Here is an 11821-nt window from a genome sequence, read left to right as displayed (position 1 = left end):
CGGAACTTCTGCACAAATCCACGCTTTCTGCACTTTACCTCGCAGTGCAAACCACGGAGATATCGTGCGAACCGCTCTCATTTCCATCTACTTACACACAATCCTCTTCCTAATGCCCTTCCCCCTAATAGTTCCTAGGATTATTTTCTAATAGACCTAGGTCTTTTTTTCAATAGACTAGTGTCTTTTGACTGATAGACATATGTCTTTTGATTGATAGACTAGTGTCTATTTGCTATCCTAGACAGTTGTATAGTACGATTATTTGTAGTACCTTTGTGGTGTCAATAAGAAATTAAATCCGATGCAACAAAGGACAGAACAAATGGCGGTAACGCCCAAAGAAAAAGAGCTGATAGAGAGCTTGAGAAACTATAACCGCTCCTATCCGAACGGCTATCCCGAACTACTATGGGATTTGCAACAACTCTTTGACTCAATGGTGAGACAACCGTACGAGTAGCACCCTAGCCCCGCTACACAAAACACCTATCAACACTACAGCCTTATGGAAACAGTAATCACGACACCCGAGCTCATCAACGATATGAAAAAGAAGATGCAAGGCGTACTACAAGCCATTTCGTGGCGAGACTTTGCAAATACTTATTTCCACCGCTCCTCTTCGTGGTTTTACCACAAGATGGACGGCATCGATGGAAACGGCAAGCAAGGAGGCTTCAACCAAGAAGAAGCCACTCAGATGCGAGAAGCACTCCTAGACCTAAGCGAGCGCATCAGACAAGCAGCCGAAAGCATATAGGCGGGGTCGCATCGGCTCCTTATTGACAGAAGTCGCTCTAGCCTATGGAGTGCACCCCAGCCCCCACCAGCCGACCAGCTCGTGGGGGCTTGTTGTATCACCACTTCTTGATACCGCCAAAGACGTAGTCCAAGACCTTGCGGTTCGCCTCGTCTATCTTGGTATCGTCAAAGTCTATGTAGATGTCGGTGACTGAATTGTCAGCGTGTCCGAGGGCGCGTCTTATGGTGTCCTTGGGTACGTCTAGCCGTGACGCAAGAGTCGCCCACGTATGACGCGCCCAATAGGTGGTCAGTTCGTCACAGATAGGCTCAAACGTCCTGCGCCCTTGCTTGCCTATATGCACTCGTCCGAGCTTTTTGAGCGCATCGTTGCAGTGAGCTATGTAGTCTTTGTAGGTTTTGTATTTCTCAAAGACACCGACAAGGAGCTTTTGCCCTTTAAGACGGGCTAAGAGCTTTTTGGTCTCAGGCTCTACTTTGATAGAGTATAGGCGCCCCGTCTTGGCTCGCTTGTACTCAATGCGCCCCCGCTTAACCTCCGTGAGCCGTGACAAGTCTACCATATTGATACCGATGAGACAAAAGGAGAGGAGGAAGACATCACGATGCAAGGCGAGGTCTTCGGGCAAGTCTAGCTGGACTATCTCCCGTAGCTCCTCTACGGTTAGGGCACGCTTGCGGGTCTGCTCTGTCCGTATCTTGAACCGTCTAAAGGGGTAGAGTGTCGTACGCTCCTCGTCTATTGCGAAGTTGAACACCGCACGGATATTGCGTAGCGGTATAGCCCGCCCGTTAGATGAGCGACTGGTCTTGGCTAAGAATGCTTCAAAGCGCTTGAGCCACGCTACATCTACATCCTCCCACGTGAGCTCTTCGCATCGCTTGTCAAAGGCTTGTATCCTGCGCATCGTTTGTCTGTACAGTCCTTTCGTACCCTCTGCAGGTCTACTCTCTGCGAACTCTTCAAAGGTTGCCCAAAAGCCCCCGCTGGGTATCCGCTTGGCTATCTTGCGAACCGTCAGTCCTAAGTACTCCCCTACTACTTGTCGTACCTCTGAGACGCTGTCAATATCGTCTAGCGCGCCCTCGTATTGCAAGCGTATGAGTGCTTCCTCTAGCGATACGATGCGCTCGTGTAGCATCGCATTGAGCATACGCGCCTCGGGGTGGTGTACGACCTCCCGCATCTCATCGTCCCATTGCTCGATGAAGACACTCCAGCCCGTAGGCTCAACGACACTGCGTCCCTTGAAGTTGTAGTACATAATGATTGGGTAAGTGCCGTCCGCTTTGGTTCGTCTTCTGTCTAGTCTTAGTTTTGCTCTCATATCCTCTATTTGTCCTAGTCGTCCTATTCGCTTTGGAGCTTTGGGTGATAGGTTCGTTTTCGCTCTCTTTTTTGTCTCTTGCTCCGTGGCAAATTTAGTGCTTTGTGCCGAGGAATGTGCCGAGGAATGTGCTGAGAATTTGCTGAAAATTGCGGGGTTTTGCGACGTTTTGCGATGTTTTGGCATGTTTTTTCCGATGTTGCGACAGAAAACCCGACAAAAAACACCGCTTTTCAAACGAAAATAGAGCGGTAAGTACCGCTCTATAAGCAAATTACAAGTTTTGTGATCGAGTTGGGATTCGAACCCAAGACCTACTGCTTAGAAGGCAGTTGCTCTATCCAGCTGAGCTACTCGACCTATGTATACCCACACTCTTCACAGAGTGTATCTTCGTAGCGGACTATCGCAAGCTAGACGCTATGCCCATCTGATCAAAAAGCCAATCTTGACTACCCTCAATACCACTACGGTTTGGCAAAGGTACAAAAACTATCTCTTCTCCCAAAATCAAGAACGATGAAATTGCGGGGAATTCATTCATCGTACAGCCATTAGAGATAGCCTCTTCCCAACACCCCAATATGAGAATGTTCGCATTTGCTTAACACTGGGAGATAACTTCTCTGTGATAGTTACAGATTCTAGGAATAGGGGGGGCTTCACTTGAGGAGGTCTTTGAGATAGTTCCAGCGGTAAAAGTTGGTCGCTTTGCGGAGTGAGCGATAGTCTATAGTGTCCACAAGGTCTAGCTGGAGCCTGCTTCTAGTGATATGCTGTATCGTATGACGTAGCTCTACACGGGAGAGTAGGGGCTTGGTATTAGAGCTCTCCTGAATGGTGAAGGTGCACTTCAGTAGGCTTCCCATCCAGTGGTTGGGGTTGTGGTTGAGGTAGCAATAGTTGCCGAGCGATGTTGCCAAGACAGAGCTCTCAGATAGATATACTGGCTGGGGCGTGTGGGCGTGATTGCCTATGACACTATCATAGATTGCTGGGACGATGCTGTGGTACATCTTAATCTGTTCTTGTGTCGGGGATAGGTGCATCTCATAGCCCCAGTGTGGCATAAAGATATTGTAGGTGTGCTGGGGAGGTCTCCATTCGTGAGAAATTGATGGATGGCTCAGGCTAAGCGTCTCGATGATAGGTGGCTGATTGCTTAGGAATGTACTAGCAGAGAGTGTGATTTGGTCTTCAATCGTAAGTGGGGTAGGGGTATCTCCGATGACTAAGAAGCCTTGATCTCTAAGCCGTTGATTTTGCAGACTGAACGCTTTGCGCCCGAAGTCTGAGGCGTGGTTGTTGGCTATGTTTAGGATTACTCCTCGTCCGAACGAAGTGTGCAGATAGTCGTAGAGTGGGGTGTGGCTATGGGATAGAGCGAGGAAGCGTCGTCTATCAGTGACAATGCCCTCAAGATTAAAAACAATATAGTCTGCCGATGCTAGGAACTGCTCCAGTGCTATCGTGTGGCTTGGCTTAGTATCGCCAAAGGGCATTAGATCTCCAGTGAAGATAATTGAGACCTCCTTTCCCTTTTCATAAGAGTCTGATATAAAGGTGTAATCAGATACGAGGGGCTGCATACCTTCAGGAGCTTTGACCTCGGAAGGTTCCTTGGGTGAGAGGATCCTATATTTAAGGAAGTCCATTTTCTCACTAAAGGTATAGGGCGATCCCCACCAGTGTGTCCCTGGTTGTCTCATAGTCGGAGAGGTGTCTTACTTAGCTTGGAGAGTCTTGAGATAGGGTGTGGCGTACTTGGCGTAGTGGCGTATGTACTGCTCGATCTCATCGGGGGATAAGTATGTGCGTTGCTTGAACGCTTTGTACTCTTCACTAGCTATCTGGTTATCATACATAGCGTACTTAGCCCAGTCATAGAGCTGCCAGCCTAAACCATGCTGGATGGTCGTGAGATCTGTTGTCTTCTCGAAGTATGCCTTCCCGTGAGACTTGTCAGAGTATAGTAACAAGCAGTCTAGAAGACCTAAGAGGGTCTTGGTCTCGTACTCCACGATGTGTGCTAGCTCATGTCCGACGATGCCAACAGCTGCGTTGTAGGGAATAGAGTCAAAAGGTATCCCCTTGAACTGTGGGTCGTTGTTGATAACTATCTTATATCGCCTAGGAGAGAAAACGGACGCTGGTCGGGAAGCCATAGTTGTTTGCTCGCTTGAATATTCAAATTTGATATACGTAGACTGAAGCTCAGGGTAGTAGGATAGAGCTACGACTAAGACATCTGAGTACTCTGGGAGTAAGCCCTTGTTGCGACCATAGATAGTGACTAGGCTATCAACCTCTGCTCGTGATGGTCTCGTAAGATATCTTTGTCCTACAGGACTAGCGATCAAATCATAGGGCGGAAGTGTTGACTTTCTTCTCGTTGCACAGGATGATGCCACAAGTCCGATGGTCACAAACCCGATGAGGAGGGCAAGGAGTGTCCACGCTGTCTGTCTGTCTGTGCAGAGAGATTGTTTGCTGTTACTCATTAATCCATTGAGATAGTGCTGGCAAAGGTAGTGTATTTCTTTTTGAATTAGGGCTGACGCATTATAGTGGACGAGTGCATCTATGTCTCTATGACAGAAATCGGGAGGTTCATCCGTAGATATTTTGGATTATCCAGCGAGGAAACGAAAAATTCTTCGGAACTTTCATTTCATTCTTCCGAAGTTTCATTTCATTCTTCCGAAGTTTTATTTCGTCCCTCTGTGGAGAATTTTCATTTTCTCGAGAGCTATTGGAAAATTCCTCGGGAGATATCGGACTTAGCGAAGATGTATGAGTATTGATAGCGCTATGAAGCCAGGTTCAATCCACATATACCCGAGTTGTTGTCAAGCGTAGTTAGTGGAGTACCGAATATATAATGCGTCAGCCCTGCTTTTTGAGTGGCTAGTTCTAGCTATTACAGAATTATTGAGTACCTTTGTGGAGCGCCCTTGAGGAAGAGTAAAGATTGACTCCCTTTATCCCTTCCGAAGAGGTCGTCTTACATGATCTTACTGCACCCCCAAAACAGTGAGCTCATGTGAAGAGGTGTAGGTGTATGGTGGCTCCCCCCAAAAAAGCTTCCTATGGCTCCTATGTCTCATACTATAGCTCAATCACCAACAAAAAACGTGGTAACACGTACATCCCCTATTATGAATCAAAAAACTATAGTCACGGGTGTGATTGGTGCTGACGCACATGCTGTCGGCAACAAGATCATCGCCTATGCCCTCAACAATGCAGGGTACAAAGTGGTTAACCTCGGTGTCATGGTCTCTCAGGAAGAGTACATAGAGGCCGCTCTCGAGACCAAAGCTGATGCTATCCTCGTCTCCTCGCTCTATGGACACGGTGAGATAGACTGTCAGGGTCTGCGCGAGAAGTGCGACGAGGCTGGTCTCAAGGGTATCCCACTACTTGCTGGAGGCAACCTAGTCGTTGGTAAGCAGGACTTTGCCGATGTGGAGTCTCGCTTTATGGCGATGGGCTTTACCAAGGTTTATCCTCCTGGCACCCCGATCGAGACTACCATCGCTTATCTAGACTCAATCCTCGCAGACAAGTAGTATGCACTATCTTACGGTAGACTTCGGTAGTACCTACACGAAGTTGACTCTGATAGATGTAGCCAATGCTGAGATAGTAGCGACAGCCTCTGCCTTTACCACTATCACGACGGATGTGCTGGAGGGCTTTAACAATGCCTGGCAGAAGATCTTAGCACAGCACCCCGATGCTCACTACGACCGCCTGCTCTCCTGCAGTAGTGCGGCTGGTGGACTCAAGATGGTGGCTCTAGGACTGGTCCCCTCGCTCACCTCTAAGGCGGCCAAGATGGCTGCCTCCTCGGCGGGTGCTAAGGTGGTCAAGACCTACGCCTATGAGATTTCTCATGCGGAGCAGGAGGAGATCTATGAGATCAATCCAGACCTGGTACTCCTATGTGGTGGTACCGACGGGGGCAACAAGGAGGTAATCCTGGCTAATGCACGTCGTCTAGCTGAGATTGATAGACCCTTTGCGATTATCGCTGCGGGCAACAAGTCCGCCTCCTATGATCTAGAGGAGATCTTCGCTCAGTGCGACAAGAAGTGCGTCGTCACGGAAAATGTGATGCCTGAGTTTGGGCAGATCAACATCTTGCCCGCTCGTCAGTGTATCATGGATCTCTTCATCAGTCGCATCATCGATGCTAAGGGTTTGGGCGAGGTGCAGAAGCGTGCCGAGCTGGAGATTATCCCGACTCCCTTTGCGGTTCTCAAGGCGTGCGAGCTACTGAGCAAGGGCATTGACGAGGAGCACCCAGGCTGGGGCGACCTGATGGCGGTGGATCTAGGTGGCGCGACAACCGATATTTACTCGATGACTGACGGAGCTCCGTCGATGGACAATGTCCTGATCAAAGGCATCCCCGAGCCTTACAGCAAGCGTACCGTAGAGGGTGACCTCGGTATGCGCTACAGCTTGAAGGCGCTGGAGGACGAGACCGATGTCAAGGCTCTAGCACGAGCTTACGGGGTCACGCCTGAGGCGATCGTCGACTGGGTTGAGCGCTGTGCGGCTAGCCCTGACACAGTCGCTGAGCCTGGTTCGCAGGAGCAGGTGATCGAGGAGGCTCTAGCTTACAGTGCCGTAGACATAGCTGTGGAGCGACATGCAGGCGTCATTAGCAAGGTCTACACGCCGATAGGCGAGATGTTTACCCTCGTTGGCAAGGACTTGACGCAGGTGCCACGACTCATTGGCATCGGAGGCGCGCTGATCAATAGCTCTGACCCAGCTCGTATCCTCTCGGGAAGTCGCTTTAATCCTCAGAGATACGAGTATGCGAAGCCCAAGGAGCCACAGTTTTACCTAGACAAGCGCTACATCATAGCGAGCATGGGACTACTCAGTCAGGTAGCTCCCGAGGTGGCTCTCACGATTCTCCAGCGAGAGGTACTACCTATATAATATAGACACACACTCAAAGACTCAATCACTCATACAGATTCCCCTATCACATGGAACTTAGGAATAAGCGCATAGACAACGATACCTTCTACAAGGAGCGCAAGGAGGTACTCGCCTCATGGCCTACGGGCAAAGATGTCAACTTTGAAGAGGCTGTCGAATTTCAAAAGTCAATCCCCGAGGAGAAGATCTTCGGACGCAAGCTTGCTCAGGCAGATGCTGAGGGGCGTACGCTCATACAGCCTCGTGCTGGTGTGGCTCTATACACGGAGCATATCAGGCTCTTGCAGTTTCTAGAAGAGGAGGGTGGGGCAGACCTGCTCCCCTCAACGGTCGATAGCTACACTCGTCTCAATCGCTACCACGAGGCTGAGAACGGTATCATCAAGAGTAAGGAGTCGGGACGATCGATGCTGAACGGCTTTCCGATTGTCAACTACGGGACGAAGATCTGCCGTACGGTCACCTCTGCACTCAAGAACCCGGTACAGGTGCGCCACGGTACGCCTGACGCACGTCTCCTGACGGAGATCTCTATCGCTGGTGGCTTTACCTCTTATGAGGGTGGCGGTATATCGTACAATATCCCTTACTCTAAGAACTTTTCCCTCGAGAAGACTATCATGTACTGGCAGTACACGGACCGCCTCGTCGGTATGTACGAGGAGGCTGGCGTAAGTATCAACCGCGAGCCCTTTGGCCCTCTGACCGGTACGCTCATTCCTCCCTGTATCTCCAGTGCTGTGGCTGTCATCGAGACACTCCTCGCCGCTGAGCAGGGTGTCAAGGATATAACCGTGGGCTATGGTCAGTGCGGTAATGTCATCCAGGATGTCGCAGCTATTCGCTCGCTCCGTGAGTTGACCAATAGCTATCTCAAGGAGTACGGCTACGACGATGTACGTGTCACGACCGTCTTCCACCAGTGGATGGGCGGCTTTCCACAGGACGAGGCAAAGGCCTTTGGCGTCATCTCATGGGGCTCAGCTACGGCTGCTCTGGCGAAGGCTACCAAGGTTATTGTCAAGACTCCACACGAGGCGATGGGCGTCCCCACCAAGGAGGCAAACGCTGCTGGACTACGTGCTACCAAGCAGGTTATCTCTATGCTTCGTGACCAGTCACTCGTAGACATTCCTGTGGTAGAGCAGGAGTCTGACATCATCGTTCGAGAGACGAAGTGCATCCTCGACAAGGTCTTTGAGCTGGGCAAGGGCGATCTAGCTGTCGGTACGGTTGCTGCCTTTGAGGCTGGCGTGCTGGATATCCCCTTTGCGCCTAGTCGCTACAATGCGGGCAAGGTACTACCTGCTCGTGATGACAATGGTGCGGTACGTATCCTCGACACGGGTCATCTGCCCTTTACGGAGGATCTCAAGGCGTTCCACCGTGAGAAGCTCGAGGAGCGTTCACGCTTCGAGCATCGTCCCGTGAGCTTCCAGATGGTTATCGACGATGTCTACGCCATTGGCAAGGGCTTCCTCGTCGGCAGACCGTAACCTTAACCCATAATAGTGCTATCCCTGTGGGGTAGCACTCTTTCTAGCGAACAATTCTAATAAACCAATAAATCCAAGTAATATGAAGATCAAGAAGGTAGTCTGTGCCCCAGGCAAGACAGGATTCTTCTTTGACGACCAGAAGGCCATCAAGAAGGGCGCTAAAAACGATGGAGCCTTTTACTCTGGCGACCCCGTGACTCCAGGCTTTACATCTGTACGTCAGGCAGGTGAGTCCATCTCTGTCCTCTTTATCCTAGAGGATGGTTCTATAGCTCACGGTGACTGTGCCGCTGTACAGTACTCAGGGGCTGGTGGTCGTGATCCACTGTTCCTCGCTGAGAACTTTATCCCTGTCATCATGAAGGAGATCGCTCCGCTCTATGAGGGCAAGGAGATAACCACGTTCCGCCAGATGGCCGACCTCGTTGACAAGCACGTCAATGCAGACGGCAAGAAGTACCACACGGCAATCCGCTACGGTGTCACACAGGCTTGTCTAGACGCTGTCGCTAAGAGCCAGCACAAGCTGATGGCTCAGGTCGTTGCTGACGAGTATGGTACGAAGATATCAGACACGATGGTCCCCATCTTCTCGCAGAGTGGCGATGACCGCTATCTCAACGTCGATAAGATGATCATGAAGGAGGTGGGCGTACTGCCACACGCACTCTTTAATAATGTAGAGACCAAGGTCGGTCTCAAGGGTGAGAAGATCAAGGAGTACCTCCAGTGGCTCCGTGACCGTATCGTCACAAAGCGTCAGAACCCCAACTACCAGCCCGCTATCCATATCGACGTGTATGGTACGCTGAGCATCGTCTTCAACAACGACTTCCAGCGCATCGCTGACTATCTCCACGAGCTCTCTGAGATCGTTGCTCCCTTCGAGCTTCGTGTCGAGGGTCCAGTAGATATGGACGCTCGTGAGCCACAGATCAAGGCTTTGGCTAAGATCCGTGAGCTACTTGATGCCAAGGGCTCTAAGTGCCAGATCGTCGCTGACGAGTGGTGCAACACGCTTGAGGATATCATCGCCTTCTCTGAGCGCAAGGCTGGACACATGGTTCAGATCAAGACACCTGACCTCGGTGGTGTCAACAATGCTATCGAGGCTGTCCTCTACTGCAAGCAGCACAACATGCGCGCTTATCTGGGTGGTACTTGCAATGAGACCAACCGCTCAGCAGAGGTTTGCGCCAATATCGCTATGGCTACCTCTCCTTGCCAGTGCCTCGCAAAGCCTGGTATGGGTGTCGATGAGGGATACATGATCATCTTCAATGAGATGAGCCGTGTACTCGCTCTCAAGGATGTGCTAAAGTAGATTTTAGAGATTAGAAGTTAGAGGTTAGCTTTTAGAGCCAAAGGCCAACAGCCAACAGCCAAAGGCTAACCGCTAACAATAAAACAGAATATCGAGATATGACTCCAATAACAGACGAAATAAGAGTACTCTCCACGACAGCGATCCTCGGATATGGATTTCCCGAGGCATCCTTTCGTGAGGGAATGAAGCGCAAGCCCCACGTCATCGCAGCAGATGCTGGTTCGACAGATCCAGGTCCTTACTATCTAGGGGCTGGCGTCAGCTTCACCGATCGCAACTCCGTGAAGCGTGACCTAGAGATCATGATCCAGGCCGGTGTCGAGAACAAAGTCCCCGTAGTCGTCGGCTCTGCCGGTGGCTCAGGTGCCAATACCCATGTGGACTGGGTGCTAGAGATCGTACGTGAGATCATTGCTGACAAGAAGCTCTCGCTACGCCTAGCCGTCATCCGCTCTGAGTTTGACAAAGAGACCATCCTCCGTGAGTTTGACAAGGGACACATCACGCCCCTAGCACCAGCTCCCGAGGCTACAAAGAAGGACATCGAAGATTCCGTCCGCATCGTCGCTCAGATGGGCGAGGAGCCTTTTGTAGAGGCTCTCAAGGGTGGCGCTGATGTCATCATCGCAGGCCGTTCGTATGATCCTAGCGTCTTCGCTTGTCTACCGATCAAGGAGGGCTTCGACCGTGCGCTCGCACTGCACATGGGTAAGATCCTCGAGTGCGCTGCTATCTGCGCATTGCCCGGTAGCGGTAGTGACTGTATGTTTGGCTATCTGCGCAAGGATCACTTTGTCCTTGAGCCACTTTCCAAGGATCGTAAGTGTACGACCCTCTCCGTAGCTGGTCACACGCTCTACGAGAAGACCGATCCTTACCATCTCCCTGGTCCTGGTGGTGCGCTCAATCTGCACGGATGTCACTTTGAGCAGATTGACGACAACAAGGTCAAGATCTCTGGTACCGTCTTCGAGCCCACCGATGGCTACTTCCTCAAGCTCGAGGGTACCCGTCTCGTAGGCTACCGCACTATCTCTGTTGCGGCTACGACAGACCCGATCATGATTAGCAAGATCGACTCCATCATCGAGAGTGTCAAGGCTCGTGTCAAGGACAACTTCGACAACTACGGTATCAAGGACTACTACCTTGACTTCAAGATCTACGGCAAGAACGGCGTCATGAGCATGTTCGAGGGTATTGATGGGCATATCGGCTCAGAGCTTATGGTCGTCATCGAGGCAGTGGCTAAGACGCAGAAGGAGGCCGACACGATCTGTAGCTTCGCACGTAGTACGATGCTCCACTTCGGCTACGAGGGACGTATCGCTACGGCGGGCAACCTCGCCTTCCCCTTCTCGCCCTCAGACTGCCACATGGGTGAGGTCTACGAATTTAGCCTCTATCACCTGCTCAAGGCGGAGGATCCCACGCAGTACTTCCCCGTTGAGTATGTAGAGTATGCTGATGGTCAGCGTAAATAGTGAACCTTTAGATCGTATCAAGCAATGACACAGCACAAGTTAATCGATATAGCCTCCGTCATCCGGAGCAAGAACTCGGGTCCCTATGAGATCACCTTTGATATCATCTTCAAGGACTTTGACATATACAATCAGGTGAAGGCCGCTAAGGCGATTACTGAGCAGACTTTCTGTGATCTCTATCACATCAAGCCTGACCACATCGTCAAGATTGTCTACTTTGACCCCGCCAAGGCGATCAAGTGTACCATCGTCCGCCCCATCCCTTCGGGCAACCTCGGTGAGCGCGACGTCTATGGTGCGCAGCAACATGCGCCTCTGATGGGTCTTTCTATTGAATACTAAAACAGGAAGGAGCATTTACTTTAACCGCTCAGCAAGAGGATAAAGAAGCTCCGCATAAAATCGAGTAGGTCAGGAAACGAAAGTTTTCTGACCTACTTTCGTTTCCTTCCC

At 50.8% G+C, this 11821-nt stretch carries 10 protein-coding genes and 1 tRNA gene; 7 read left to right on the top strand and 4 right to left on the bottom strand.

What is annotated here, in order from left to right; genetic code table 11:
• Positions 1-508 precede the first annotated feature (508 nt).
• Positions 509-763 carry a DUF5053 domain-containing protein gene (locus Q0X57_RS05140; RefSeq protein WP_297728604.1) on the top strand — a complete coding sequence of 85 codons (255 nt, stop codon included), beginning with the start codon at positions 509-511 and terminating at the stop codon, positions 761-763.
• Between the two features lie 97 nt (positions 764-860).
• Here the strand turns inward: Q0X57_RS05140 and Q0X57_RS05135 are convergent, their stop codons facing one another.
• The 4 genes from Q0X57_RS05135 to Q0X57_RS05120 form a co-directional block, all read right to left on the bottom strand.
• The gene (locus Q0X57_RS05135) at positions 861-2093 is read right to left on the bottom strand and encodes a site-specific integrase (protein ID WP_297728601.1); all 1233 of its coding nucleotides are present in this window, start codon (positions 2091-2093) and stop codon (positions 861-863) included.
• 286 nt (positions 2094-2379) lie between these two features.
• Positions 2380-2453, bottom strand: a tRNA-Arg gene (locus Q0X57_RS05130).
• Between the two features lie 302 nt (positions 2454-2755).
• Positions 2756-3802 (bottom strand): CapA family protein, encoded by a 1047-nt coding sequence (locus Q0X57_RS05125; RefSeq protein ID WP_297728598.1) that lies wholly within the window; start codon positions 3800-3802, stop codon positions 2756-2758.
• Between the two features lie 15 nt (positions 3803-3817).
• The gene (locus Q0X57_RS05120; RefSeq protein WP_297728595.1) at positions 3818-4258 is read right to left on the bottom strand and encodes a hypothetical protein; all 441 of its coding nucleotides are present in this window, start codon (positions 4256-4258) and stop codon (positions 3818-3820) included.
• Positions 4259-5251: 993 nt separating this feature from the next.
• Between Q0X57_RS05120 and glmS the strand changes: the two genes are divergently transcribed.
• From glmS to Q0X57_RS05090, 6 genes are all read left to right on the top strand, one after another.
• Positions 5252-5665 (top strand): methylaspartate mutase subunit S, encoded by a 414-nt coding sequence (glmS, locus tag Q0X57_RS05115; RefSeq protein WP_007365098.1) that lies wholly within the window; start codon positions 5252-5254, stop codon positions 5663-5665.
• A gap of 1 nt (position 5666) precedes the next feature.
• On the top strand, positions 5667-7052 hold the full coding sequence (glmL, locus tag Q0X57_RS05110) for a methylaspartate mutase accessory protein GlmL (RefSeq protein ID WP_297728588.1): 1386 nt from the start codon (positions 5667-5669) through the stop codon (positions 7050-7052).
• A gap of 50 nt (positions 7053-7102) precedes the next feature.
• Positions 7103-8551 (top strand): methylaspartate mutase subunit E, encoded by a 1449-nt coding sequence (locus Q0X57_RS05105; protein WP_007365027.1) that lies wholly within the window; start codon positions 7103-7105, stop codon positions 8549-8551.
• A gap of 82 nt (positions 8552-8633) precedes the next feature.
• Positions 8634-9878, top strand: coding sequence for a methylaspartate ammonia-lyase (locus Q0X57_RS05100; protein ID WP_297728583.1), 1245 nt, complete (start codon positions 8634-8636; stop codon positions 9876-9878).
• 98 nt (positions 9879-9976) lie between these two features.
• Complete coding sequence (locus tag Q0X57_RS05095) at positions 9977-11365, top strand: acyclic terpene utilization AtuA family protein (RefSeq protein WP_297728582.1); 1389 nt, start codon at positions 9977-9979, stop codon at positions 11363-11365.
• A 24-nt stretch (positions 11366-11389) separates the two neighbouring features.
• The gene (locus Q0X57_RS05090) at positions 11390-11710 is read left to right on the top strand and encodes a DUF4387 domain-containing protein (RefSeq protein WP_297728580.1); all 321 of its coding nucleotides are present in this window, start codon (positions 11390-11392) and stop codon (positions 11708-11710) included.
• Positions 11711-11821 lie beyond the last annotated feature (111 nt).

The sequence above is a fragment of the uncultured Porphyromonas sp. genome, assembly GCF_947254915.1.
Taxonomy (GTDB): Bacteria; Bacteroidota; Bacteroidia; order Bacteroidales; family Porphyromonadaceae; genus Porphyromonas.
The sequence above is the reverse complement of the archived record's forward strand: the minus strand, read 5'-3'. Positions and strand labels throughout refer to the sequence as shown.

What these genes read in the sequence shown, in the direction of transcription:
- Q0X57_RS05140 (WP_297728604.1), top strand. Translation starts at nt 509, where the DNA reads ATGGAAACAGTAATCACGACACCCGAGCTCATCAACGATATGAAAAAG.
- Q0X57_RS05135 (WP_297728601.1), bottom strand. Translation starts at nt 2,093, where the DNA reads ATGAGAGCAAAACTAAGACTAGACAGAAGACGAACCAAAGCGGACGGC.
- Q0X57_RS05125 (WP_297728598.1), bottom strand. Translation starts at nt 3,802, where the DNA reads ATGAGACAACCAGGGACACACTGGTGGGGATCGCCCTATACCTTTAGT.
- Q0X57_RS05120 (WP_297728595.1), bottom strand. Translation starts at nt 4,258, where the DNA reads ATGGCTTCCCGACCAGCGTCCGTTTTCTCTCCTAGGCGATATAAGATA.
- glmS (WP_007365098.1), top strand. Translation starts at nt 5,252, where the DNA reads ATGAATCAAAAAACTATAGTCACGGGTGTGATTGGTGCTGACGCACAT.
- glmL (WP_297728588.1), top strand. Translation starts at nt 5,667, where the DNA reads ATGCACTATCTTACGGTAGACTTCGGTAGTACCTACACGAAGTTGACT.
- Q0X57_RS05105 (WP_007365027.1), top strand. Translation starts at nt 7,103, where the DNA reads ATGGAACTTAGGAATAAGCGCATAGACAACGATACCTTCTACAAGGAG.
- Q0X57_RS05100 (WP_297728583.1), top strand. Translation starts at nt 8,634, where the DNA reads ATGAAGATCAAGAAGGTAGTCTGTGCCCCAGGCAAGACAGGATTCTTC.
- Q0X57_RS05095 (WP_297728582.1), top strand. Translation starts at nt 9,977, where the DNA reads ATGACTCCAATAACAGACGAAATAAGAGTACTCTCCACGACAGCGATC.
- Q0X57_RS05090 (WP_297728580.1), top strand. Translation starts at nt 11,390, where the DNA reads ATGACACAGCACAAGTTAATCGATATAGCCTCCGTCATCCGGAGCAAG.